Source organism: Methylotuvimicrobium buryatense 5G (assembly GCF_000341735.1).
Lineage (GTDB): Bacteria > Pseudomonadota > Gammaproteobacteria > Methylococcales > Methylomonadaceae > Methylotuvimicrobium > Methylotuvimicrobium buryatense.
The window spans coordinates 2,567,690-2,592,700 of sequence record NZ_KB455575.1; the positions used below are offsets into that span (position 1 = coordinate 2,567,690).

Annotated in this window: 22 protein-coding genes and 5 tRNA genes; all 27 read right to left on the reverse strand. The window is 45.8% G+C overall.

The features are described from left to right. Positions 1-15 precede the first annotated feature (15 nt). The 27 genes from rplW to METBU_RS0111575 all read right to left on the reverse strand — a co-directional run bounded on the left by rplW (position 16) and on the right by METBU_RS0111575 (position 24,682). Entirely contained in the window at positions 16-318 is a 303-nt protein-coding gene (gene rplW, locus METBU_RS0111445) for a 50S ribosomal protein L23 (RefSeq protein ID WP_017840757.1), read from the reverse strand. After that, positions 315-935 (reverse strand): 50S ribosomal protein L4, encoded by a 621-nt coding sequence (gene rplD, locus METBU_RS0111450; protein ID WP_017840758.1) that lies wholly within the window; start codon positions 933-935, stop codon positions 315-317. Before rplD ends, rplW begins: the two co-directional genes overlap by 4 nt. Next, positions 932-1,591, reverse strand: coding sequence for a 50S ribosomal protein L3 (rplC, locus tag METBU_RS0111455; protein ID WP_017840759.1), 660 nt, complete (start codon positions 1,589-1,591; stop codon positions 932-934). The genes rplD and rplC overlap by 4 nt, the downstream gene beginning before the upstream one ends. Positions 1,592-1,609: 18 nt before the next feature. Further along, positions 1,610-1,921, reverse strand: coding sequence for a 30S ribosomal protein S10 (rpsJ, locus tag METBU_RS0111460; protein ID WP_014149774.1), 312 nt, complete (start codon positions 1,919-1,921; stop codon positions 1,610-1,612). A gap of 5 nt (positions 1,922-1,926) precedes the next feature. Next, positions 1,927-3,117 (reverse strand): elongation factor Tu, encoded by a 1,191-nt coding sequence (tuf, locus tag METBU_RS0111465; protein WP_017840760.1) that lies wholly within the window; start codon positions 3,115-3,117, stop codon positions 1,927-1,929. A 28-nt stretch (positions 3,118-3,145) separates the two neighbouring features. Continuing rightward, positions 3,146-5,242: an elongation factor G gene (gene fusA / locus METBU_RS0111470; RefSeq protein WP_026130171.1), complete on the reverse strand. Its 2,097-nt coding sequence runs from the start codon at positions 5,240-5,242 to the stop codon at positions 3,146-3,148. Between the two features lie 24 nt (positions 5,243-5,266). Continuing rightward, the gene (rpsG, locus tag METBU_RS0111475; protein ID WP_017840762.1) at positions 5,267-5,737 is read right to left on the reverse strand and encodes a 30S ribosomal protein S7; all 471 of its coding nucleotides are present in this window, start codon (positions 5,735-5,737) and stop codon (positions 5,267-5,269) included. Positions 5,738-5,756: 19 nt separating this feature from the next. Continuing rightward, the gene (rpsL, locus tag METBU_RS0111480) at positions 5,757-6,131 is read right to left on the reverse strand and encodes a 30S ribosomal protein S12 (RefSeq protein ID WP_017840763.1); all 375 of its coding nucleotides are present in this window, start codon (positions 6,129-6,131) and stop codon (positions 5,757-5,759) included. 174 nt (positions 6,132-6,305) lie between these two features. Further along, positions 6,306-10,508, reverse strand: coding sequence for a DNA-directed RNA polymerase subunit beta' (rpoC, locus tag METBU_RS0111485; RefSeq protein WP_017840764.1), 4,203 nt, complete (start codon positions 10,506-10,508; stop codon positions 6,306-6,308). A gap of 84 nt (positions 10,509-10,592) precedes the next feature. After that, entirely contained in the window at positions 10,593-14,669 is a 4,077-nt protein-coding gene (gene rpoB, locus METBU_RS0111490; RefSeq protein WP_017840765.1) for a DNA-directed RNA polymerase subunit beta, read from the reverse strand. A gap of 127 nt (positions 14,670-14,796) precedes the next feature. After that, positions 14,797-15,165, reverse strand: a complete 369-nt coding sequence (gene rplL, locus METBU_RS0111495) for a 50S ribosomal protein L7/L12 (RefSeq protein ID WP_017840766.1) — start codon at positions 15,163-15,165, stop codon at positions 14,797-14,799. Positions 15,166-15,209: 44 nt separating this feature from the next. Then, positions 15,210-15,704 carry a 50S ribosomal protein L10 gene (gene rplJ / locus METBU_RS0111500; protein ID WP_017840767.1) on the reverse strand — a complete coding sequence of 165 codons (495 nt, stop codon included), beginning with the start codon at positions 15,702-15,704 and terminating at the stop codon, positions 15,210-15,212. 187 nt (positions 15,705-15,891) lie between these two features. Beyond that, entirely contained in the window at positions 15,892-16,587 is a 696-nt protein-coding gene (gene rplA / locus METBU_RS0111505) for a 50S ribosomal protein L1 (RefSeq protein WP_017840768.1), read from the reverse strand. Beyond that, entirely contained in the window at positions 16,587-17,018 is a 432-nt protein-coding gene (gene rplK / locus METBU_RS0111510) for a 50S ribosomal protein L11 (RefSeq protein WP_017840769.1), read from the reverse strand. Before rplK ends, rplA begins: the two co-directional genes overlap by 1 nt. A 102-nt stretch (positions 17,019-17,120) precedes the next feature. Then, complete coding sequence (nusG, locus tag METBU_RS0111515; RefSeq protein ID WP_017840770.1) at positions 17,121-17,654, reverse strand: transcription termination/antitermination protein NusG; 534 nt, start codon at positions 17,652-17,654, stop codon at positions 17,121-17,123. 3 nt (positions 17,655-17,657) lie between these two features. Continuing rightward, positions 17,658-18,035 (reverse strand): preprotein translocase subunit SecE, encoded by a 378-nt coding sequence (gene secE / locus METBU_RS0111520; protein ID WP_017840771.1) that lies wholly within the window; start codon positions 18,033-18,035, stop codon positions 17,658-17,660. Between the two features lie 38 nt (positions 18,036-18,073). After that, a tRNA-Trp gene (locus tag METBU_RS0111525) sits at positions 18,074-18,149 on the reverse strand. Between the two features lie 36 nt (positions 18,150-18,185). Then, on the reverse strand, positions 18,186-19,376 hold the full coding sequence (gene tuf, locus METBU_RS0111530) for an elongation factor Tu (RefSeq protein WP_017840760.1): 1,191 nt from the start codon (positions 19,374-19,376) through the stop codon (positions 18,186-18,188). A gap of 38 nt (positions 19,377-19,414) precedes the next feature. Next, a tRNA-Thr gene (locus METBU_RS0111535) sits at positions 19,415-19,490 on the reverse strand. A gap of 17 nt (positions 19,491-19,507) precedes the next feature. Then, a tRNA-Gly gene (locus METBU_RS0111540) sits at positions 19,508-19,581 on the reverse strand. Positions 19,582-19,601: 20 nt separating this feature from the next. Then, positions 19,602-19,686, reverse strand: a tRNA-Tyr gene (locus tag METBU_RS0111545). 153 nt (positions 19,687-19,839) lie between these two features. Next, positions 19,840-20,460, reverse strand: a complete 621-nt coding sequence (locus METBU_RS0111550; protein ID WP_017840772.1) for a 50S ribosomal protein L25/general stress protein Ctc — start codon at positions 20,458-20,460, stop codon at positions 19,840-19,842. 42 nt (positions 20,461-20,502) lie between these two features. Next, the gene (locus METBU_RS0111555) at positions 20,503-21,456 is read right to left on the reverse strand and encodes a ribose-phosphate diphosphokinase (protein WP_017840773.1); all 954 of its coding nucleotides are present in this window, start codon (positions 21,454-21,456) and stop codon (positions 20,503-20,505) included. Between the two features lie 40 nt (positions 21,457-21,496). Further along, a tRNA-Gln gene (locus tag METBU_RS0111560) sits at positions 21,497-21,571 on the reverse strand. Between the two features lie 24 nt (positions 21,572-21,595). Then, positions 21,596-22,444 (reverse strand): 4-(cytidine 5'-diphospho)-2-C-methyl-D-erythritol kinase, encoded by an 849-nt coding sequence (gene ispE / locus METBU_RS0111565; RefSeq protein ID WP_017840774.1) that lies wholly within the window; start codon positions 22,442-22,444, stop codon positions 21,596-21,598. Next, positions 22,437-23,024, reverse strand: a complete 588-nt coding sequence (gene lolB / locus METBU_RS0111570) for a lipoprotein insertase outer membrane protein LolB (protein ID WP_017840775.1) — start codon at positions 23,022-23,024, stop codon at positions 22,437-22,439. The genes ispE and lolB overlap by 8 nt, the downstream gene beginning before the upstream one ends. Next, positions 23,021-24,682: a tetratricopeptide repeat protein gene (locus METBU_RS0111575; RefSeq protein WP_017840776.1), complete on the reverse strand. Its 1,662-nt coding sequence runs from the start codon at positions 24,680-24,682 to the stop codon at positions 23,021-23,023. The genes lolB and METBU_RS0111575 overlap by 4 nt, the downstream gene beginning before the upstream one ends. Between the last annotated feature and the right edge of the window lie 329 nt (positions 24,683-25,011).

Here is a 25,011-nt window from a genome sequence, read left to right on the forward strand (position 1 = left end):
TTAAACTTTTTACTATTAAGCTGCCGAGAAATCTATATCGTGGCCGTCTTTGAGCTTGACATAGGCTTTTTTCCAATCGGAACGTTTGCCAAGGGTTTGACCAAACCTCTTCTTCTTCCCTTTGACATTCAGTACACGTACCGAATCGACTTTCACTTCGAACATAAGCTCGACCGCTTGCTTTATTTGATTCTTGGTCGCCTGTTTCTGAACGCTAAAAACGAACTGTTTATTTGCTTCAGCAGCAATGGTGCTTTTTTCTGAAACAACAGGGGCTCTCAAGACACTAGCCAATTTACTTTTGATTAGCTCGTTCATGCCAATCTCTCCTCTATCATTTTTACCGCCGCAGGCGTCATAATGACCTTTTCTGCCCCTACCAGCGATACCGGACTTATATTATCCGCAGAACACACTTCTAAATAAGGAATATTTCTTGAAGCCAAAGCAAGATTAAAATCTACCTCATCGGATATGATTAAAACCCGCTTGCAATCCAACCCACTCAGCTTTGCAACCATTTCTTTAGTTTTGGGCGATGAGGGGATAATCTCATTGCTGACAACTAAACGATCTTGTCTTAGCAATTCGGACAAAATTGAACGTAAGCCCGAACGAAACATTTTTTTATTCAGTTTTTGCTCAAACGATCTTGGTCTTGCTGCAAAGGTCACACCACCAGTTCTCCACAGTGGACTGCGCATTGTACCAGATCTAGCTCGTCCCGTCCCTTTTTGACGCCAAGGCTTACTACCACCTCCACTTACATCAGAGCGAGTCTTCTGTGCTTTCGTCCCGGAACGTGCACCAGCCAAGTATCTAGTCACCAATTGATGGACTAAAGTTTCATTAAAGGCTTGGCCAAAAACTTCATCGCCTACCGCGACTGCTGCGGCAGATTCATTTTCGTTAATTGCAGGAATTTGTATACTCATGATTTATCCTTCTTATTCCGCATTTTCGCAGCCGGGGTAATCACAACATCGCTGCCTTTCGCTCCAGGCACAGCCCCTTTAACCAAAATCAGATTTCGCTCGCTATCGACTGCATGGATAGTTAGGTTATCAATCGTCGTTTTGGCCGCCCCCATATGACCGGACATTTTTTTCCCTTTAAATACACGACCAGGCGTTTGACACATACCATTGGAACCGGGTGCTCTATGCGACAGTGAGTTACCGTGCGTCGCATCTTGAGTTCTGAAGTTATGCCGCTTGACTGTACCTTGATAGCCTTTACCAATGCTTGTTCCGCGGACATCTACCACCTGTCCTTGAGCAAAAATACTTGCTTGCAATTCGGAACCGGCAGAAAGATCGTCGCCTTCACCGTCATCCAGCCTGAATTCCCACAGACCTCTTCCTGCGGTTACATTCGCAGCCGCAAAATGACCTGCCATCGCTTTATTCACTCTGGATGATTTCTTTTCACCCGCAGTGACTTGTATCGCGCGATAGCCATCATTTTCGATGCTTTTTACCTGAGTTACTCGGTTAGACTCTATCTGAAGAACCGTCACGGGTACTGACGATCCATCTTCGCAAAATACTCTGGTCATACCACATTTACGACCAATTAGACCTATTGACATCTGCCAATTCCCCTACATTTAATTCAACTTTATTTGAACGTCCACACCGGCTGCCAGATCCAATTTCATCAAGGCATCGACAGTTTTTTCGGTTGGCTCGACAATATCGAGCAAACGCTTGTACGTTCTCAATTCATATTGATCGCGCGCGTCTTTATTGACATGCGGAGAGATCAAAATCGTAAACCGCTCTTTTTTGGTAGGCAGCGGAATAGGGCCTTTGACTTGCGCACCCGTTCTTTTCGCTGTTTCTACGATTTCACCTGCGGATTGATCAATTAATTTATGATCAAAAGATTTCAGGCGTATTCTAATAGTTTGACTCGTCATATTGTTTACTCGATTATTGATGCAACAACGCCCGCGCCAACGGTACGACCACCTTCACGAACCGCAAAACGCAAACCTTCTTCCATCGCAATCGGAGCAATCAATTTTACTTCGACATTGACGTTATCGCCCGGCATCACCATTTCTACGCCTTCCGGAAGATCGACCGCTCCGGTCACATCCGTGGTTCTGAAGTAAAATTGCGGACGGTATCCGTTAAAGAACGGAGTATGACGTCCGCCTTCGTCTTTCGACAATACGTAGATTTCCGCTCTGAAATGTGTATGCGGCTTAATCGTGCCTTTGTGCGCCAATACTTGCCCGCGCTCCACTTCGTCTCTTTTGGTGCCTCTTAACAAGACCCCAACGTTATCGCCCGCTTGACCTTGATCCAATAATTTACGGAACATTTCCACGCCCGTACAGGTGGTAACCGTTGTCGGTCTAATGCCGACGATCTCTACTTCTTGACCGACTTTGATGATACCGCGCTCTATACGACCAGTAACCACTGTGCCGCGACCGGAAATCGAGAACACGTCTTCAATCGGCATCAAGAATGGTTGATCGATTGCTCGCTCCGGCTCCGGAATATAGCTGTCTAACGCTTCTACCAGCTTAATAATCGACGGTACGCCGATCTCACTGGTATCACCTTCCAGAGCTTTTAATGCCGATCCGACGACCAACGGGGTGTCGTCACCCGGAAATTCGTACATGTCCAATAATTCTCTGACTTCCATTTCAACCAATTCGACCAACTCGGCATCATCGACCATATCGGCTTTGTTCAAATAAACAACGATATAAGGCACACCGACCTGACGCGCCAGCAATATATGCTCACGCGTTTGCGGCATTGGGCCGTCAGCTGCCGAGCATACTAAAATCGCTCCGTCCATTTGCGCAGCACCGGTAATCATGTTTTTGACGTAGTCGGCATGACCCGGACAGTCTACATGCGCATAGTGGCGTGCTTCTGATTCGTACTCTACGTGAGCCGTTGCGATTGTGATACCGCGCTCGCGCTCTTCGGGGGCGTTATCAATTTGATCGTAGGCTTTATAGACGCCGCCACGCGCATCCGCCATGACTTTGGTCAATGCTGCCGTTAATGTGGTTTTACCATGATCCACGTGACCGATGGTTCCTACGTTAACGTGTGGTTTTTTACGTTCGAATTTTTCTTTGGACATGATTCAATACCTTTATTTTCTATTCAATTTATGAAACTTTTTTTATGATTGCTTCTGCAATATTTGCAGGTGCTTCAGCGTATTTTTCAAATTGCATACTGTATGTTGCTCGCCCCTGTGTTGCAGATCGCAAATCAGTCGCATAACCGAACATCTCCGCCAACGGAACTTCACAACTGATAGTTTTACCTGCAGGAGTGTCGTCCATACCCTGAATGATTCCACGGCGCCTGTTTATATCACCCACAACATCACCCATGTAATCTTCCGGAGTCACGACTTCTACTTTCATTATTGGCTCCAGAAGGACCGGATCGGCTTTTTTTGCACCTTCCTTAAAGCACATTGACCCCGCGATTTTAAATGCCATCTCGCTCGAATCAACATCGTGGTACGATCCATCGAACAATGATACTTTTACATCCACCACTGGAAATCCCGCCAAAACTCCATTTTCCAATTGCTCCTGCACTCCTTTGTCAACTGCCGGTATATATTCCCTTGGAACCACGCCGCCAACAATTTCATTCACAAATTCATAACCGGAACCGGGCTCTCTCGGCTCGATTCGTAACCAGACATGTCCATATTGACCACGCCCGCCGGATTGACGTATAAATTTTCCTTCTTGTTCCACGCGTTTGCGAATAGTTTCTCTATAAGCAACTTGAGGCGCACCTACGTTAGCATCGACGCTGAACTCCCTTTTCATCCTGTCAACGATGATCTCTAGATGCAATTCACCCATCCCTGAAATGATGGTTTGCCCCGACTCTTGATCGGTATGAACACGAAATGAAGGGTCTTCTTGGGCAAGTTTCCCAAGAGCAACACCCATTTTTTCTTGGTCTGCTTTGGTTTTAGGCTCTACCGCTACTGAAATGACCGGCTCAGGAAAGTCCATTCTCTCAAGCACAATGATCGATTTCATGTCACATAAAGTATCGCCGGTAGTAACGTCTTTCAATCCTATTGCCGCCGCAATATCGCCAGCATGTACTTCTTTGATTTCCTCACGGGAATTAGCATGCATTTGCACTAATCGCCCTATACGCTCTTTCTTCTTTTTTACCGAGTTATAAACGGCATCTCCGGAGTTAAGAACGCCCGAATACACCCTAATGAAGGTTAAAACCCCAACAAACGGATCGGTAGCAATTTTAAAAGCCAGCGCAGAGAAAGGTGCATCATTGTCTGCCGGCCTTTCCTCTTCGGTCTCATCATCTTCTAGAACACCCTTAATTGCCTTGACTTCTGTAGGCGAAGGCAAATACTCGATCACTGCATCCAACATAGCCTGAACACCTTTATTTTTAAAGGCTGACCCACAAAATGCCGGCACTGCAAGATTATCTAACGTGAGTGTTCGAATACCTTTTCTTATCTCTTCTTCAGACGGCTCTATACCTTCCAGGTATTTTTCCATTAATTCATCAGAGCTTTCCGCTGCCGATTCAATCATGTGCTCTCGCCATTCTTGACAAAGCGGTAGCATTTCGACCGGAATTTCTCGCTCCTCGAAATTCATCCCTTTAGTCTCTTCGTCCCAATAAATGGCTTTCATTTTTATCAGGTCTACAACACCTTCAAATGAATCTTCAGCACCAATCGGCAACTGCATCGGAATAGGTTTGCTTCCTAAACGATCTTCAATTTGCTTAACAACCCTTAAAAAGTTAGCGCCCTGTCTATCCATTTTATTTATGAACGCCAACCTAGGCACATGGTACTTGTTAGCCTGCCTCCAAACCGTTTCCGATTGCGGCTCAACCCCGCCAACTGCGCAAAAAACAGCGCAAGCCCCATCCAGAACTCTTAGCGATCGCTCTACCTCGATCGTGAAGTCAACATGCCCTGGTGTATCAATAATATTGATCTGGTGCTCCGGAAACTGTTTACTCATGCCACTCCAAAAACAGGTCGTAGCGGCAGAAGTAATAGTAATCCCTCGTTCTTGTTCTTGCGCCATCCAATCCATAGTTGCCGCTCCGTCATGCACTTCACCAATTTTGTGTGAAACGCCTGTATAGAACAATACGCGCTCGGTAGTCGTAGTCTTTCCGGCATCAATATGCGCCATGATGCCTATATTTCGATATCGACTAATCGGTGTTTTCCGTGCCACTTTGCGCGCCTTTAGTAGCTTAAATTACCAGCGATAATGAGAAAACGCTTTATTAGCTTCCGCCATACGATGAGTTTCTTCTCGTTTCTTGGCGGCTGCACCGCGGCTTTCGAAAGCATCTAACAACTCACCAGCCAGTTTTGACGGCATGGTTTTTTCATTTCTTTTACGAGCCGCATCAATCAACCAGCGCATTGCCAAGGCTGCACGCCGGGAAGGCCTAACTTCGACAGGAACCTGATAAGTTGCCCCGCCGACACGCCTTGACTTCACCTCAACACGCGGCTGAACATTTTCCAGCGCCCGAGTCAATACTTCCAATGGCTCGGCATGACCTTTGCTTTCAATAACATCCAGCGCACCATACACAATTTTCTCGGCAACCGACTTCTTTCCGCTAGTCATTATCATATTCATAAACTTGGTCAGCATAGTACTACCAAATCTAGGATCCGGAATGACGTCTCTTTTCGCCGCTACTCTTCTTCTTGACATTTAATCCACCAAACTTCGCTTAGGCTTTAGGTCTTTTCGTTCCGTACTTCGAACGACCGCATTTTCTATTTTTGACGCCCGAAGTATCAAGACTTCCGCGAACGACATGATATCGAACACCCGGCAAATCTTTTACCCTACCGCCTCGAATCAACACAACGGAATGCTCTTGCAGATTGTGACCTTCACCACCTATGTAGCTACTCACTTCTGCACCGTTAGTCAATCGTACCCGCGCGACCTTTCTTAATGCCGAATTCGGCTTCTTGGGAGTCGTTGTATAGACTCGAGTACATACTCCGCGGCGCTGAGGACACGCTTCCAACGCCGGAACATTGCTTTTTTCTATTTTTTTAGCACGCGGCTTACGAACCAATTGGTTGATCGTGGCCATAAATTAGTTACTCCGATAATTCAGTTTACCCGCCAGACAATAAAAATAACCGCCGTACATTTTTATGCACAGCGGCCATATAATGCTTATCCTGACAAATAGCGTTAGCTCATTTGAGCAGAGCATCTTAACGCTAATTTTTAACCAGGTCAAGCCGATTTCAATTTTTCACACTTATTCAGTGTTTAAGGCTTGCTTTAACGCCTCCTCCACATCACCTGCATCTACTGATGAAACATTATCACCATCAGATGAAACTTCTATTTCTTTGTTGCGTCGTTTTCTTCTTTGCTCATGATAGGCCAATCCAGTACCCGCAGGTATCAAACGCCCAACGATGACATTTTCCTTCAAGCCATGAAGACCGTCGCTCAACCCACGCACCGCCGCATCCGTCAATACTCGAGTCGTTTCCTGGAAAGAAGCGGCCGAAATAAATGACTCTGTTGCTAACGACGCTTTAGTGATGCCTAATAAAATAGATTCAAAACTTGCCGGTATCTTGCCTTCCGCTTCCATTTTTTCATTGATTTCACGCACATAGGCTCTCTCCACTTGATCTCCTTTCAAAAATTCCGTGTCGCCGGCCGCGGTGATTTCAACTTTACGAAGCATCTGTCTAATGATTGCTTCAATATGTTTATCATTGATTTTTACACCTTGTAATCGATAAACGTCTTGAATCTCTTTCACTAAATAATTTGCTAGATCCTCAATGCCACGCAATCTTAAGATATCGTGCGGCGTCAATTCGCCTTCAGCAATAGTTTCACCCTTCTCGACGTGCTCACCTTCGAACACAGTAATGTGCCGCCATTTCGGTACCAATGTTTCGTATTGCTCTCCGCTTGCATCGGTAATAATTACCCGTTGCTTGCCTTTAGTCTCTTTACCGAAGGATATTGTGCCGGTTGTTTCCGCTAAAATCGCCGGATCCTTGGTTTTTCTTGCTTCAAATAAATCGGCAACGCGAGGTAAACCACCGGTGATATCGCGCGTTTTACTCGATTCTTGAGGAATCCTCGCCAAAACATCACCGACTTTAACCTCGTGCCCATCCTTGATGCTGACAATTGCTCCGGTCGGCAGGAAGTACTGCGCGGGAATCTCTGTTCCTGGAAGATAAATCGTCTCTCCGGCGGCATCCATTAGCTTAACCATTGGGCGTAAATCTTTACCGGCACTGCCCCTTTGTTTGGGATCGGTCACCACCAAGGAACTTAACCCTGTCACCTCGTCCGCTTGTTTTTGAACCGTTACGCCATCCATAAAGTCGAATAGGCTAACTACACCATCAACTTCGGTAATTACCGGATGTGTATGCGGATCCCAGTTGACAATAATCTCTCCGCCATTAATTTTACTGCCATCCTGGACCGACAAAACCGCACCATAAGGAATTTTATAGCGCTCACGTTCACGGCCATATTCGTCGATGATACCGATTTCACCGGATCTAGAAACCGCAACCAAATTCCCTTCGCGATTCGTAACGGTCTTGAGGTTACTCAACTTAACGGTTCCGGCCGATTTAACTTGCACATTACTGATCGCTGCCGATCTCGAAGCTGCACCGCCAATATGGAAAGTACGCATAGTCAACTGCGTCCCCGGCTCGCCGATGGATTGTGCAGCAATGACACCCACTGCTTCGCCGCTATTGACTAAATGCCCTCTAGCTAAGTCTCGACCATAACATGCGGCACAGACGCCATGACGATTTTCACAAGTAATAACCGAACGCACATAGACTTGATCGACACTATTTTCTTCAAGCACCGACACCCAGTATTCATCAAGCAAGGTTCCACTTTTAACGACCACTTTTTCGCCTGCAGCATCCATGACGTCGTTAATGACTACACGACCTAACACACGCTCAGCCAATGGCTCGACAACATCGCCGCCTTCGATAATCGGCGTCATCGACACCCCTTGCGTCGTTCCGCAATCGTCGCCCGTAATAACCAAATCCTGAGCGACATCGACCAAACGCCGCGTCAAATAACCCGAGTTGGCTGTTTTCAAAGCTGTATCGGCAAGCCCTTTCCGTGCGCCGTGAGTCGAAATAAAGTACTGTAATACGTCTAGACCTTCCCTGAAATTAGCGGTAATCGGCGTTTCGATAATCGAACCGTCCGGCTTGGCCATCAAGCCGCGCATACCGGCCAACTGTCTAATCTGTGCAGCGGAACCCCGAGCACCTGATTCGGCCATCATGAAAATTGAGTTGAACGATTTCTGAGTAACCTTGTTTCCATCGGCATCTTCGATTTCCTCAACGCCCAATCCATCCATCATGACTTTCGCAACTTGATCATTTGCGTGTGACCAGATGTCAACTACTTTGTTGTATCGCTCACCGTCAGTTACTAAACCAGACGAGTATTGCCGCTGTATCTCGTTAACTTCCGAATTAGCCGTATTGATGATTTCTTCTTTTTTTGCCGGTATCGCCATATCTTCTATGCCAAATGAAACACCGGAACGTGTTGCATAACGAAATCCGAGATACATCAATTGGTCGGCCAAAATGACTGTTTCCTTGATACCTAAATGCCGGTAGCAATAATTGATCAGTCGCGATATATTTTTCTTCGTCATATCGCAATTGACTATCTCGTACGGCATACCTTCGGGAACAATTTCCCAGATCAATGCTCGGCCAACCGTCGTTTCGACGCGATAGGTTTTTTGTTCGGAAACGCCTCTATCGGTCTTTATTCTTTCAGTAATTCTTAATTGAATCTTGGCCTGTAAGTCGACACTTTTAAATGCTAAGGCTTTATGTACTTCGTCTGTTGAAACAAAGATCGATCCGTTCCCTTTGGCATTGACTTTCTCTCGACTTATAAAATAGAGCCCTAAAACCACGTCCTGAGACGGGTTAATAATCGGCTCACCGCTTGCCGGAGACAAAATATTATTGGTCGCCATCATCAACGTTCTGGCTTCAAGTTGAGCCTCTATCGATAACGGGACATGCACCGCCATTTGGTCGCCGTCAAAATCGGCATTAAAAGCACTACAAACCAAAGGATGCAACTGTATCGCTTTACCTTCGATTAAGATTGGCTCGAACGCTTGTATCCCTAAGCGATGCAAGGTCGGCGCCCTGTTTAACAAAACCGGATGCTCGCGAATGACTTCTTCGAGAATATCCCAAACCTCGGCACCTTCTCGCTCAACCATTTTCTTCGCGGCTTTAATGGTTGTGGCAAGCCCTCTTAATTGCAATTTGCTAAAGATGAACGGCTTGAACAATTCCAAAGCCATTTTTTTAGGCAACCCGCACTGGTGTAACCGCAGGGTCGGCCCGACTACGATAACGGAACGCCCGGAATAATCGACACGTTTACCCAACAGGTTTTGCCTGAAACGGCCTTGCTTACCCTTAATCATATCGGCAAGAGATTTAAGCGGCCTTCTATTGGTACCGGTGATTGCCCTACCTCTACGGCCGTTATCGAGCAAAGCATCGACCGACTCTTGCAACATTCGCTTTTCGTTTCGAACGATAATATCCGGCGCGTTTAAATCCAACAAACGATTGAGCCGGTTATTCCTGTTAATGACGCGACGATAGAGATCGTTTAAATCCGACGTGGCAAATCGCCCGCCATCTAAAGGCACCAAAGGTCTCAATTCCGGAGGCAAAACCGGCAATACTTGCATAATCATCCATTCAGGACGATTTTTAGAGCTCAACAGCGATTCGATTACTTTTAAGCGTTTAGAAAACTTTTTAATCTTAGTTTCTGAATTGGTACCGTTGATCTCTTCGCGTAAACGATTGATTTCGCCGTTCAGATCGATCGCTTTGAGTAAATCAAAAACGGCTTCGGCACCCATTTTCGCAACGAAATCATCGCCAAATTGCTCGACGGCATCGAGATACTCGTCATCGGTCAGCAACTGCCCTTTATTAAGCGGCGTTACGCCCGGATCAAGCACAACGAATGACTCGAAATACAAGACGCGCTCAATTTCACGAAGCGTCATGTCTAGTAGCAGCGCAATCCTCGATGGCAAGGACTTTAAAAACCAAATATGAGCGACCGGACTGGCCAATTCAATGTGTCCCATTCTTTCTCGACGCACTTTCGAAAGCGTGACTTCAACACCGCATTTCTCACAGATAACGCCTCTGTGTTTCAGTCTTTTATATTTTCCGCATAAACATTCATAATCGCTCACAGGGCCAAAAATTTTGGCACAAAACAATCCATCTCGTTCCGGCTTAAAAGTTCGATAATTTATTGTTTCAGGCTTTTTAACTTCTCCGTAAGACCACGAACGAATCATGTCAGGAGACGCCAAACCTATGCGAATTGAATCAAAATCATCGGCGCGACCTTGGCGCTTTAAAAAGTTCATTAAATCTTTCAAGAGCTTATCCTCTCTAAATGGTTTCCGGCGCGTGTCCGGAACGGGTAGTCAAATTAAGGTAAATAATCGAACTCAATCGCTTTCTAACTCAATATTGACACCGAGTGAACGTATTTCTTTGATCAAGACGTTGAACGATTCCGGCATGCCAGCTTCCATCTTGTGGTCGCCATCGACGATATTTTTATACATTTTGGTTCTACCTGTTACATCATCAGATTTCACGGTCAACATTTCCTGCAAGGTGTAAGCCGCTCCATAAGCCTCAAGCGCCCAGACCTCCATCTCCCCGAAGCGCTGGCCACCGAACTGCGCCTTTCCACCAAGCGGTTGCTGAGTGACTAAGCTGTACGGACCTGTTGATCGAGCATGCATCTTATCGTCAACCAGATGGTTCAATTTCAGCATATACATGTAGCCAACTGTGACTTCTCGCTCGAAAGGCTCCCCGGTCAATCCATCATAGAGTGTGGTTTGACCATGTTCGGGATAATCAGCCAGTCTCAGCATGGTTTTAATTTCATCTTCGGTAGCGCCATCGAACACCGGAGTAGCCATCGGCACACCACCGACCAAATTATGTGCTAATTCTAAAATCTCTTTATCGGATAAGGAATTCAAGTCCTCTTTGCGACCGCTGCTATTATAGATTTTTTCTAAAAACTCTCTAATTTCAACGATTTTTGCTTGGGCCTCGAGCATTTTACCTATCTTGATCCCCAAACCTTTAGAGGCCCAACCCAAATGGGTTTCCAACACCTGCCCCACATTCATGCGTGACGGAACCCCAAGCGGATTCAATACGATATCGACCGGATTTCCATCGGCAGTATATGGCATGTCTTCGATCGGTCTAATCATAGAAATAACCCCTTTATTTCCATGCCGCCCGGCCATTTTATCGCCAGACTGAATTCTTCTCTTGACCGCCAGATAAACCTTAACCATTTTAAGAACACCAGGAGGCAAATCGTCGCCCATGGTGATCTTTTTGCGTTTCACATCAAACTTGACGTCGAAATCCTTTCTCTGCTGTTCGATTTGCTCGACGACTCCTTCCAATTGGACATTGATGTTTTCATCTTCCATTTTGATTTGCAGCCATTGAGAAGGTCTCAATTTGTCCAGATATTCTTGATTAACAACAGTACCAGACGCTAAATTATCAGGCCCGGACAAAGCTTTCTTGCCGACAATCATTCTAGCGACTCGCGCAAAAATATCCTTTTCGACAATTTTCAGCTGATCATCCAGATCTTTTCTATAACGCTTGATTTGGTCTTCTTCGATTTCGAGAGCACGCTTATCCTTCTTAACACCATCTCGTGTAAAGACCTGGACATCGATAACGGTCCCTTCAACGCCGTTCGGTACTCTTAATGACGTGTCTTTAACATCCGCCGCTTTCTCACCGAAAATTGCACGTAATAGTTTTTCCTCTGGTGTTAATTGCGTCTCACCTTTCGGTGTCACTTTCCCGACCAGAATATCGCCGCCTTTGACCTCGGCACCCACATAAACGATTCCGGACTCATCCAATTTCGATAACGCTTCTTCGCTGACGTTAGGAATGTCAGCGGTAATCTCTTCCGGATTATATTTAGTATCCCGAGCAACACAGGTTTTTTCTTCAATATGAATGGTCGTAAAACGATCTTCTTTAACAACACGCTCGGAAACTAAAATCGAATCCTCGAAGTTGTATCCATTCCAAGGCATAAAAGCCACAAGCATATTTTGACCTAAAGCCAATTCGCCGATATCGGTCGAGGGTCCATCAGCTAATATATCCCCGGCATTGACGATGTCGCCAAGCTTAACCAATGGTTTTTGGTTAATACAGGTATTTTGGTTGGATCTTGTGTACTTGGTCAGATTATAAATATCGACACCCGGCTCACCTGCTTCGGTTTCCGCATCGTTTACTCTGACCACAATTCTGGCGGCATCGACAGCCTCAATAGTCCCGCCTCTCGTTGCCACGACAGCCACCCCGGAATCCTTTGCCACCGTGCGTTCCATACCCGTACCCACTAACGGCTTCTCGGCTCTTAGTGTCGGAACCGCTTGACGTTGCATATTGGAACCCATTAATGCCCGATTCGCGTCATCGTGCTCTAAGAACGGGATAATAGACGCGGCAACCGAAACTATTTGTTTTGATGATACGTCCATGTATTGGACGGTATCGGACATCGCCAACGTAAATTCATCTTTATAACGGCAGGATACCAAGCCTTCCTTTAATCGCCCGTTTTCATCCACCGGCACGGAAGCCTGAGCAATCACAAACTCCCCTTCTTCGATCGCCGAAAGATACTCAACTTGATCGGTCAATTTACCGTCGACAACTTTTCTGTAAGGTGTTTCAAGAAAGCCATATTCATTGGTACGTGCATACACGGCCAATGAGTTGATCAAACCAATATTCGGCCCCTCCGGAGTTTCGATCGGGCAAACGCGTCCGTAATGCGTGGTATGAACATCACGCACCTCGAAGCCGGCACGTTCGCGCGCCAATCCACCCGGGCCCAAAGCCGATACCCGGCGCTTGTGCGTAACTTGAGAAAGCGGATTATTTTGATCCATGAACTGTGACAGCTGGCTTGAGCCGAAAAACTCTTTAACCGCCGCAGATACCGGTTTCGCGTTGATAATTTCCTGCGGCATCAGGCCTTCGGAATCGGCTAATGTCAGCCGTTCTTTAACCGCACGTTCTACCCTGACCAAGCCAACTCGGAATTGGTTCTCGATCATCTCGCCAACCGAACGGACTCTTCGGTTACCCAAATGATCGATATCATCGACATTACCGTTTCCGTTTCGGATATTGATCAATTCCTTTAATACATCAATGATGTCTTCCTTGCTGAGCGTCCCCTCTCCGGTTGTTTCTTGACGACCCAGGCGCCGATTGAACTTCATGCGCCCAACCGTCGATAAATCGTAGCGGTCATCGGTAAAAAACAAGTTTTGAAATAGATTTTCTGCCGATTCTTTTGTCGGCGGCTCACCCGGCCTCATCATGCGGTAAATTTCTACTAATGCTTCCAGCTGCGTGCTACTCGTGTCCAAGCGCATCGCATTAGAAATATACGGCCCTTTATCCAGATCGTTAACATAAATCGTATTTAGTTCTTGTATACCGCTATCAATAACTTTATCGAGCAATTCTTCGGTTATTTCGTCATTGACATTGGCAATAAGCTCACCAGTCGATTCATCGATCAGATTATGGCTTAATATTTTTCCGTGTAAATAACTTTTAGGGACTTCGATTTGAGTGACCCCAGCATCTTTTAATTGGCGTATATGTTTTGCCGTAATCCGTCGTCCTTCTTCGATAAGAACCTTTCCGTCATGCTTAAAATCGAATGCGGCAATTTCGCCCCTCAAACGCTCCGGCACTAAATCAAACAAACAACTACCGTCAGCCAAGACAAAGCGATTGGTTTCGAAGAAGATATCCATCATTTCTTCGTTGTTATAACCCAGCGCTCTTAGCAAGATCGTTGCGGGAATCTTTCTACGTCTATCTATTCTGACATAGACACAGTCTTTATGATCGAATTCGAAATCAAGCCAAGAACCGCGATAAGGTATAACTCGTGCGTTGAATAATAATTTTCCTGATGAATGCGTTTTTCCTTTATCGTGATCAAAAAACACGCCCGGAGAGCGGTGCAACTGAGAAACGATTACCCGCTCGGTTCCGTTGATGACGAAAGTACCGTTATCGGTCATTAACGGTAACTCACCCATGTAGACTTCCTGCTCCCGGATATCCTTAACAACTTTCGTACTTCCAGGTGCGTCCTTATCGTAAATAACTAAGCGCACCAACACTCGCAGTGGCGCTGCAAAAGTTGCACCTCTTTGCTGACACTCCCTGACATCGAATGTCGGCTCTCCTAACCGGTATTTTACATATTCCAGAACCGCATACCCGGAATGACTTTCTATTGGAAAAACACTGGAAAAAGCAGCATGCAAGCCTACGTTCAACCTTTTTTCCGGCGACATACCGGATTGCAGGAAACTTGCGTAGGAATTGATCTGCGTCGCTAAGAGATATGGCACATCAAGTACTTCTGTACCTTTGCCAAAGTTGTTACGAATGCGTTTTTTTTCGGTAAAAGAGTAGGCCATATTGCTTCCATACCTATTTCATCAGGAATTATTTTTTGCCGCCTATTAATAAGCGGCAAAAGGCCGATGACAAAATGTCACCAGCCATACTAAGAGGCTTAATGCCTTAAAAATCGTGTCAAAATTGTTACTTAATTTCGACTGAAGCACCCGCTTCTTCAAGATCCTTTTTGACAGCTTCGGCTTCGGCTTTACTAACGCCTTCTTTCAACGTAGTCGGCGCACCTTCAACAGCGTCTTTCGCTTCTTTCAAGCCCAGACCCGTGATTCCGCGAACTGCTTTAATAGCGGCCACTTTATTAGCGCCGGCTGCAGTCAGAATAACATCGAATTCGGTTTGTTCTTCAGCTACCGCTGCAGCGGCTGCCGCCGGTGCTGCCGCCATCACAGCCGCCGATACGCCGAATTTCTCTTCCATCGCCGAAATTAAATCAACGATTTCCATAACCGTCATGTTAGAGACCGCTTCCAAGATATCTTCTTGTGAAATTGCCATTATGTATTTCCTCTAAAATAGATTTAAAACTGGTTAAAAAAAGGTTATGCCGCTTCTTTAAGGTCTTTAAGTGCAGCCAATGTCCGTGCAAGCTTACCAACCGGAGCTTTCATGACCGACATCAACATACTAATTCCTTGATCGCGTGTCGGCAGTCTTGCCAGTCTTTCAAGTTCATTAGCATCATATGCCTGCCCACCGATTGCCACTATTTTAGTGACAAGCTTGTTATGACTTTTTGCAAACTCATGGATTAATCTCGCCGCACAACCTGGATCTTCCATCGAAAACGCTAGCAATAACGGACCAACTAAGCCTTCTTGCATGCATTCGAATTCTGTTCCGGCTATGGCTCTTTTTGCCAATGAGTTTTTCACAACCCGCAGATAAACACCCGTCTCTCTAGCAGTTTTCCGTAATTCGGTCATTTCCGACACGGTTAAACCGCGATATTCCGCCGCGACGGCGGAATGGGCTTTAGCGGCGAATTCGGCAACCTCTTCGACGACAGCTTTCTTGCTATCTAAATTTAGTGCCACAATTTACCTCCGGTACATTTCTGATTTTTAATCAGAATCAATAAAACGCATCTTCAGTAGATGCCCCTTACGGTCCCTTTCACCAGCTTTGCGGTTCCAGCTTCCGTCTACGCAGGAAAATTAAGTTTTACAACACCTGCGGTCTTTGACGGTTGCCGGCATTTCCGGCAACCCAAAGTTTTTGCCCTTAACCGGCAAGTCCGCTCTGATCGATCCAAAGCCCTGGACCCATGGTCGAAGACAGTGTAATTTTTTTCATATAAACACCTTTCGCGGCACTCGGCTTAGCTTTACGCAAATCAGCCAATAATGCTTCCAGATTTTGCTGAATGGCTGTCGCATCAAAATCTACCTTACCAATTGAGCAGTGTATGATCCCAGACTTGTCTGTTCGATAACGCACTTGCCCTGATTTTGCGTTTTTAACTGCGGTTGCAACATCCGGCGTAACTGTTCCGACTTTAGGATTTGGCATTAAGCCTCTTGGGCCCAAAATCTGTCCCAACTGGCCAACCACTCTCATCGCATCGGGAGAAGCGATCACCACGTCGAAATTCATTTCACCTTTTTTAACCTGATCAGCTAAATCGTCCATACCGACGATGTCGGCACCTGCTTCTTTCGCCGCATCGGCATTGGCACCTTGAGTAAAAACCGCGACTCTTACTGTTTTTCCGGTTCCATTTGGCAATACGGTAGCGCCACGCACATTTTGATCTGATTTCCTTGGATCGACGCCTAGGTTGACACTGACATCGATCGACTCGACAAACTTGCTGTTACCAAGCTCTTTCAGTAAACCAACCGCTTCGTTGACCGAATATTGTTTGCTTCTGTCTACTTTTGACTTTATCAGTTTTGCTTTTTTAGTCAGCTTTGCCATTACACGCCCTCCACATTCAGGCCCATACTACGAGCACTTCCGGCAATTGTTTTAACTGCGGCATCCAAGCTTGCCGCATTTAAATCTTCCATTTTTGTCTTGGCTATTTCTTCAAGCTGCTCGCGCGTCACTGTGCCAATTTTCACTTTATTCGGCGTACTGCTCCCGCTCTTAACACCAACCGCTTTTTTCAACAGGATCGAAGCAGGCGGAGTTTTAGTAATAAAGGTAAAACTACGATCGCTATAAACAGTGATAACAACCGGAGTAGGTAACCCTTTTTCCAATTCTTGAGTTTTTGCATTAAAGGCTTTACAAAACTCCATAATGTTGACACCATGCTGACCTAATGCAGGTCCAACCGGTGGACTGGGATTCGCTTCGCCTGCTTTTACTTGCAACTTTATGTATGCATTGATTTTTTTTGCCATTATTTACTCCAAAACGGGTGCAAACGCTTTTCAGCTCCCCTAATAAACAAAAATCCCGGACACAGTCATATCCAGGATTTTAAAAAATTTATTTGACGCTTTTTATGATTTTTCAACTTGATTAAAGTCTAGCTCTACCGGTGTCGATCTACCGAAAATCAAAACCGAAATTCTTAGCTTACTCTTTTCGTAATTAACTTCCTCTATCGTTCCGTTGAAATCTTTAAATGGGCCGTCATTGACTCTTACGACCTCACCGACCTCAAACAAAACTTTCGGCCTTGGCTTGTTAACCCCTTCCTCGACTCTATTTAAGATAGACATCGCTTCTTTTTCTGATATAGGGGCAGGTTTATCGGAAGTCCCTCCAATAAATCCTAACACTCTAGGAACATCTCTAACCATATGCCATGTTTCATCGGTCAACTCCATCTGCACCAGGACATAGCCGGGAAAAAACTTACGTTCGCTTTTGCGTTGCTGACCCATTCGCATTTCGACAACTTCTTCTGTAGGCACCAGAATTTTACCGAAATACTGTCCTAGCCCTTCTCGTTTTATCCTTTCTTCTAATGCTTCTTTTACTTTATTTTCAAAGTTCGAATAAGCATGAACGACATACCAACGTAGTGCCATTTATTATCCTCCTTGACCGGTCAATAAACGCACACCCCAGAACAAAAACATATCAAGCAACCAAAGTATTACGCCAACGATTAGAACCATTGCAAAGACCATTAAAGTCGTTCGCATTGTTTCTTGGCGCGTTGGCCAAACGACTTTTCTTACTTCTTGCTTCGATTCCAGTGCAAAATTCCAAAATCCTTGACCTATCCGAGTCGTTAACATTAGCCCCATCGCAATTAGCACGATAACGACTAGCGAGAGAACCCTATATAATAAGGCATATTCGGAAAAGTAGTAAAAACCCGCAAGACCTGCAATAACAAAAACAATTGAGAAAACTTGCTTAACAACATCACCTACCGATGCTGAGGGTTCAACTTGTGTACTCATGATTGTTATTACGATTTATAGTTATTGTATTTTTCTGATGGCAGGCCAGGAGGGAATCGAACCCCCAACCTGCGGTTTTGGAGACCGCTGCTCTGCCAATTGAGCTACTGACCTAATTCAGAAAATATTAAAATGTTATAAGCGCTTTCGTTATTCAATAATCGAAGCAACAACGCCCGCGCCAACGGTACGACCACCTTCACGAACCGCAAAACGCAAACCTTCTTCCATCGCAATCGGAGCAATCAATTTTACTTCGACATTGACGTTATCGCCCGGCATCACCATTTCTACGCCTTCCGGAAGATCGACCGCTCCGGTCACATCCGTGGTTCTGAAGTAAAATTGCGGACGGTATCCGTTAAAGAACGGAGTATGACGTCCGCCTTCGTCTTTCGACAATACGTAGATTTCCGCTCTGAAATGTGTATGCGGCTTAATCGTGCCTTTGTGCGCCAATACTTGCCCGCGCTCCACTTCGTCTCTTTTGGTGCCTCTTAACAAGACCCCAACGTTATCGCCCGCTTGACCTTGATCCAATAATTTACGGAACATTTCCACGCCCGTACAGGTGGTAACCGTTGTCGGTCTAATGCCGACGATCTCTACTTCTTGACCGACTTTGATGATACCGCGCTCTATACGACCAGTAACCACTGTGCCGCGACCGGAAATCGAGAACACGTCTTCAATCGGCATCAAGAATGGTTGATCGATTGCTCGCTCCGGCTCCGGAATATAGCTGTCTAACGCTTCTACCAGCTTAATAATCGACGGTACGCCGATCTCACTGGTATCACCTTCCAGAGCTTTTAATGCCGATCCGACGACCAACGGGGTGTCGTCACCCGGAAATTCGTACATGTCCAATAATTCTCTGACTTCCATTTCAACCAATTCGACCAACTCGGCATCATCGACCATATCGGCTTTGTTCAAATAAACAACGATATAAGGCACACCGACCTGACGCGCCAGCAATATATGCTCACGCGTTTGCGGCATTGGGCCGTCAGCTGCCGAGCATACTAAAATCGCTCCGTCCATTTGCGCAGCACCGGTAATCATGTTTTTGACGTAGTCGGCATGACCCGGACAGTCTACATGCGCATAGTGGCGTGCTTCTGATTCGTACTCTACGTGAGCCGTTGCGATTGTGATACCGCGCTCGCGCTCTTCGGGGGCGTTATCAATTTGATCGTAGGCTTTATAGACGCCGCCACGCGCATCCGCCATGACTTTGGTCAATGCTGCCGTTAATGTGGTTTTACCATGATCCACGTGACCGATGGTTCCTACGTTAACGTGTGGTTTTTTACGTTCGAATTTTTCTTTGGACATTTTACTTTCCCGAAAAAGCTTTTATTGTTGCAAATATATGGAGCCCATAACCGGATTTGAACCGGTGACCTCTTCCTTACCAAGGAAGTGCTCTACCTACTGAGCTATATGGGCAGAAACCACCGATCATCTGGAGCGGGTGATGGGAATCGAACCCACGTGACCAGCTTGGAAGGCTGGAGTTCTACCATTGAACTACACCCGCAATTTTAAATTCAAACAGGATGGTGGAGGGGGGAGGATTCGAACCTCCGAAGGCAGAGCCGGCAGATTTACAGTCTGATCCCTTTGGCCACTCGGGAACCCCTCCAAAACCAGGAGCAGGCCATTCTTACAAAATCTAACGACCTTGTCAACAAGAACAACCCTTTTTTGCGTTTTTTTCAATATTCAACTTATAAAACGCAAATTACAAACTTTTTAATTGCCTGCGAACTAACTTACACAAGCAATTTTTATACGCTTATTCTTCAGCTTCAGCTGAGGTCTCGCCTTTCTCAACTCTAGGCGGCACTACTGTCACCACCGAAACATCCGCGTCATGGTCATCGCCATGCGACAAAGCCAAAAACTCAACACCCTTCGGCGCAGCTAACTGAGAAACATGCAATGTTTCGCCAAGATTCAAACTCGACAAATCCACCTCAATATACTCAGGTAGATCCTCCGGCAAACACGCAACCTCTATATCGACCAAATTATGCATAACCACACCGCCTAATTTAGCTCCAACACAGACATCCTCATTAATAAAATGAAGAGGAACTTGCGCTTTTAGCTTTTCATTTGCCGTTACGCGCAAGAAATCCAGGTGCAGCACTCTAGCCTTGGCCGGATGCCTTTGAACAGCCTTGAGGATTGCCTTTTCCGCTTTACCCGCAACGACTACGTCCAAGATATGCGAATATACAGCCTCGTGAGCGAGATGCTTAACAACCTCATTATGATCCAGAACCAACATTTCAGGATCAGCCTCTCCGCCATAAATTACCGCAGGCACTTTTCCTTGCCGACGAACCGACTTAGCCGAAGCAGTTCCGGGCTTTTTCCGAGCTTCCGCCACGAATTCAAATACACTTGACATTACATTCTCCAAAGCTGTGCATCTATACACTTCGCTAATTTATCAATCCACATACAACGAACTAACCGACTCACCGACAGCGATACGCCTTATCGTTTCCGCCAACATTTCGGCAACGCTGAGCTGCCGAATTTTACCAATGCGACTTGCTTCTAAGCTCAACGGTATCGTATCGGTTACGACCAACTCGTCCAAAACTGAATCTCGCAAATTATCAATTGCTCTTCCAGAAAGAACAGCATGCGTACAGTAAGCTACAACCTTGACTGCACCATGACCCTTCAATGCTTCCGCCGCATGGCACAGGGTACCGGCAGTATCGACAAGATCATCGATCATGACACAGGTACGACCCTCAACATCGCCGATGATATGCATTATCTCGGAGACATTGGCTTTCGGACGCCTTTTATCTATTATAGCCAAGTCGGCATCATCAAGCCGTTTTGCCAGAGCTCTCGCTCTTACGACCCCGCCCACATCAGGCGAGACAACTATTAAATTCTTATATTTTTGCCGCCATACATCACCCAGTAAAATTGGCGACGCATACACGTTATCGACAGGAATATCGAAAAAACCCTGAATCTGATCTGCATGAAGGTCAACGGTCAATACCCGGTCCGCACCCGCCTCACCTATCATTTTGGCGACTAACTTAGCACTGATCGGAACCCTTGCCGAACGCGACCGCCTATCCTGTCTTGCATAACCATAATACGGCATAACTGCCGTTATTCGAGATGCCGATGCCCGACGGAACGCGTCGATCATCACCAACAACTCCATTAAATTCTCATTTGTCGGCGAACAAGTCGGTTGAATGACAAAGACATCCTTGCCCCTTATATTCTCCTCAACCTCAACCGCAACCTCACCGTCACTAAATCTTCCCACTGTGGCCATACCGAGCCGCATACTAAGCTTTTTAACAATACCTTCCGACAATGGCAGATTCGCATTACCGGAAAACACCATTAAAGAGGCGTCACTCATTCAGGCACTCCCAGATTGAATTAATTTGCTGTTTAGGTAATGGCTGGGCCGCCAGGATTCGAACCTGGGTATGCGGGGATCAAAACCCCGTGCCTTACCGCTTGGCGACGGCCCAAATACTTAGATATACTTACCAGTCTTAAGCATCATTCAGACTTGAGTACAACGGAGATCTGTTCATTCCTTTACACAGATAGGATTGCCACTTTCTACTCAGTGACAAATACGCTTTTTTAGCTGCCAACTCTGTATCAAACTGAGCAAAAACGCATGCTCCTGTACCTGTCAATCTTGCTTCGGAGAAATCGGACAACTCCCGCAAAGCCCCATCAACAGACGGGTAAAACTTGCGCACAACATCTAAACAATCGTTTTGGTGTTGCCCTGCAATAAAGTCGGCTATTTTGATTGATTTACTGTCCCTTGTCAAATCTTTTGATGAAAAAATTTCTTTTGTATCGACATGACAATCCGGCTTCAGCACCACGACCCATTTTTCCGGCACTTCAATTTCCTGAAGCACCTCACCTACGCCTTCCGCCCAGGCGCTATGCCCAAAAACAAAAATCGGCACATCCGCACCTAATCGCAAACCTAATTGCATAAGCCGTTCACGGGAAAGACGTAACCGCCACAAATCGTTAAGCGCGACCAAAGTCGTAGCCGCATCGGAACTCCCCCCGCCTAAGCCGCCGCCCATAGGCAGGTGCTTTTCAATCTCAATGACCACCCCCCCCTTATAACCGGTTTCATCTTTTAACAAACGAGCGGCCCGATAGGTTAAATCCTGGTCTTCCGGAACCCCGGGAAGGGGATTCCGCAACGAAATCACCGAATCACTTATAGGCCGAAATACCAGCCAATCACATAAATCAATGAACTGAAATACCGTTTGTAGCAAATGATAACCATCTTCTCTTTGCCCTACAATTCTTAGCATTAAATTTAATTTTGCCGGCGCGGGCCATCTTTTATTCACCTCACTCATGCGTATTCCATTGATCTATTATTAGCTTTAATTTCACTTCCGGATTGGAAACATCAATTTTGTAGGGCAACACCCCTCGATCGGTTTTTTGCATCTTCCTATATCGGATCGTCCAGTTATCCTGAATAAAACCATTGCCGATATTTTCGAACGACTCATTCGGATCGGTCAATCCTACCACCCAGTACCGCAATGATCTCAATGGCACATAAAAGCCCAATTGTTCGGTTATAAACTCATCGGACCAATCATAATATCTGACCGCACCTTCGCCACGATCGACATCGACATAATCATCGGCAATATGAATATTAACCGCTCCCTGACCGAAAGGCCCCGAAATACGAATCATCTCATCGCTATCCGCACGTCGCCATTCTATAGCGGCCGCCCACGAATCACTTCGAGCCGTTAACGATACACGCCCATCCAAGCTCCATTCCTGCAATTGATAAAACCCATCCCGCCCCGACTCCGAATAAACCGCCAAGTCTTTAACCGGCAAGGCTGAACATCCTGTCAAAACCGACAAAACCAACACAAGCCATCCATAGAGGTATTTTTTGCATTGACTTTTCATTCAGCGTCAAGAATGCGCCGCTGAAAATCCAAAAGATATTCATCCTCCGGCGACTTTTTTATCGTCTGTTCGAATAATTTCTTCGCCTCATCCTTGCGACCCAAGGCCCATAAGACTTCCGCCAAATGCGCCGCAATTTCGTTCTCCTGCTGCTTAGAATAAGCCTTCTGCAAATATTCTAAAGCCTTTTCATAATTGCCCAACTTAAATTGCAACCATCCGTAACTATCGATAATGACCGCCTCATCCGGCTGCAATTCCAGAGCCTTTTCAAGATAGACCCGCGCCTCCTCGTATCGGTCGGTTCTATCAGCCAAGGTATAACCCAAGGCATTTAAGGCACTCACATCATCGGGATACTGTGCCAGTATCTTTCTTAAATCCTGTTCCAGCACGTCGAGACGATCAATACGCTCTGAAACTAAAGCCCGGGTATATAACAATTCCTTTTGTTCGGGCATTTCTTCGATCGCCTTGCTTAACAAATCGAACGACTTGATATATTGCTTTTGTTCGTTATAAAACTCCGCTTCTAACAACAGCGCACGCATCTTTTCATCGGCAGACCGAGCGCGAAGGCGGCTTATCCGTTCGGAGGCCTCTTCAAATTGCTTATCTTTAATCAGTAGCGATATCCCCGCAGCCGCGGCATCGAAGCGCAAACTCCCCCTCGATACCCTATCGAACCAAACCAGAGCATCGCTATTTCTGCCATCTCGAACCGCAATTCTACCCAGATAAAAGCTTGCCTGATCACTCCATTCAGGATATGGAATCAAGCCCTTAAACAAGGATTCCGCTTTATCATCTCTCTCCATCTGTAGATTAACCAGCGCCAAAGAGAAACGCGATTCAAAATCCTCAGGCTCATCATCAATGATATCGAGATAAAGCCTGCCGGCTTCTTCATACTCGCCTAGTTTAACCAAGACTTGGGCCAACAATTTCTTGACCTTCAAGCTATCTTGATTTTGATCCAATAAATCCGTTAGATAAATCCTTGCATTAGCCAAATCACCTGAAAAAGCCGCTATTTGCGCCCTAAATAACAAAGCCTTTTCCCAATCCGGACGCAATTCAATGGCTTGGTCAATTTTCCGTTGCGCCAATACATTACTGTTTAACTGCATTGCCAACATGGCCTGAATAAAAAAAACAGTGGCTTCTTCCGGCCTTTGCTCGGCAAGATCTTCCAATACATCATAAACAAAAGTTGTATTACCTTTTTGACCCAACGCCCTAATTAACTCGACAACCGCATCTTCAAAACCCTCCGAATCCATGTCCAACAAAAACAGGGCATGCTCGATAGCCGATGGCTTTACTTCCTTTCTTAAGGCCGACAGTAAGGCAATCTTTCTTGCTGTTAAATTATCAGGCTCCTGTTTCAACCAAAGCTCGACAGCCTCATCGCCTCGTTCGCTATCTTTAATGTATAGCGCTATCTTCGCCGCACGCTCGGTCAACCTAACATCATTGACACGCTTTGCGGCCTCAAGATACCCCTCCAGGGCAACATCGTATTGCCCTCGTTGCCCGGCAATTTCAGCAGCCAGCAACATATACATAATGTCCGGCTCAATAGCAGTTTTAGGCTCCGCAGATTCGACACCTTGCTCGCCATGAGAACTCTGTGAATACTCGTCAAGATCATCCATGGCTCGCCCTCTTTCCTGAGAGGAACCGCAACCACTAAGAAAAACAAGGGCTATTACGGCAATTAACTTATAATTCGACACACTCACATCCTTCATATTTTGCAATACAGTTTTGCAATAGATTAGCAGAAAAACATTTCAGTTCGGATAGTTGTTTTACTGCATTTGAATAAAACTTAATTATTTAATTAAAATATTAAAAAATTTGACTAAAAAAATATTTTTGGCAAACAATGGCGCGCCACGGAAAACTAACCTATGACGAAATTGAAATCCGCTAAGTTCAATCGGCAATTTTCCACATGCATAATCGAGATAGCAACTTTAAA

What these genes read in the sequence shown, in the direction of transcription:
- METBU_RS0111550 (WP_017840772.1), bottom strand. Translation starts at nt 20,460, where the DNA reads ATGTCAAGTGTATTTGAATTCGTGGCGGAAGCTCGGAAAAAGCCCGGA.
- rplA (WP_017840768.1), bottom strand. Translation starts at nt 16,587, where the DNA reads ATGGCAAAGCTGACTAAAAAAGCAAAACTGATAAAGTCAAAAGTAGAC.
- lolB (WP_017840775.1), bottom strand. Translation starts at nt 23,024, where the DNA reads ATGAAAAGTCAATGCAAAAAATACCTCTATGGATGGCTTGTGTTGGTT.
- rpsG (WP_017840762.1), bottom strand. Translation starts at nt 5,737, where the DNA reads ATGTCAAGAAGAAGAGTAGCGGCGAAAAGAGACGTCATTCCGGATCCT.
- rplD (WP_017840758.1), bottom strand. Translation starts at nt 935, where the DNA reads ATGAGTATACAAATTCCTGCAATTAACGAAAATGAATCTGCCGCAGCA.
- rplC (WP_017840759.1), bottom strand. Translation starts at nt 1,591, where the DNA reads ATGTCAATAGGTCTAATTGGTCGTAAATGTGGTATGACCAGAGTATTT.
- rplW (WP_017840757.1), bottom strand. Translation starts at nt 318, where the DNA reads ATGAACGAGCTAATCAAAAGTAAATTGGCTAGTGTCTTGAGAGCCCCT.
- secE (WP_017840771.1), bottom strand. Translation starts at nt 18,035, where the DNA reads ATGAGTACACAAGTTGAACCCTCAGCATCGGTAGGTGATGTTGTTAAG.
- tuf (WP_017840760.1), bottom strand. Translation starts at nt 19,376, where the DNA reads ATGTCCAAAGAAAAATTCGAACGTAAAAAACCACACGTTAACGTAGGA.
- tuf (WP_017840760.1), bottom strand. Translation starts at nt 3,117, where the DNA reads ATGTCCAAAGAAAAATTCGAACGTAAAAAACCACACGTTAACGTAGGA.
- rplL (WP_017840766.1), bottom strand. Translation starts at nt 15,165, where the DNA reads ATGGCAATTTCACAAGAAGATATCTTGGAAGCGGTCTCTAACATGACG.
- rpsJ (WP_014149774.1), bottom strand. Translation starts at nt 1,921, where the DNA reads ATGACGAGTCAAACTATTAGAATACGCCTGAAATCTTTTGATCATAAA.
- rpsL (WP_017840763.1), bottom strand. Translation starts at nt 6,131, where the DNA reads ATGGCCACGATCAACCAATTGGTTCGTAAGCCGCGTGCTAAAAAAATA.
- METBU_RS0111555 (WP_017840773.1), bottom strand. Translation starts at nt 21,456, where the DNA reads ATGAGTGACGCCTCTTTAATGGTGTTTTCCGGTAATGCGAATCTGCCA.
- nusG (WP_017840770.1), bottom strand. Translation starts at nt 17,654, where the DNA reads ATGGCACTACGTTGGTATGTCGTTCATGCTTATTCGAACTTTGAAAAT.
- ispE (WP_017840774.1), bottom strand. Translation starts at nt 22,444, where the DNA reads ATGAGTGAGGTGAATAAAAGATGGCCCGCGCCGGCAAAATTAAATTTA.
- rpoC (WP_017840764.1), bottom strand. Translation starts at nt 10,508, where the DNA reads ATGAACTTTTTAAAGCGCCAAGGTCGCGCCGATGATTTTGATTCAATT.
- rplK (WP_017840769.1), bottom strand. Translation starts at nt 17,018, where the DNA reads ATGGCAAAAAAAATCAATGCATACATAAAGTTGCAAGTAAAAGCAGGC.
- rpoB (WP_017840765.1), bottom strand. Translation starts at nt 14,669, where the DNA reads ATGGCCTACTCTTTTACCGAAAAAAAACGCATTCGTAACAACTTTGGC.
- METBU_RS0111575 (WP_017840776.1), bottom strand. Translation starts at nt 24,682, where the DNA reads ATGGATGATCTTGACGAGTATTCACAGAGTTCTCATGGCGAGCAAGGT.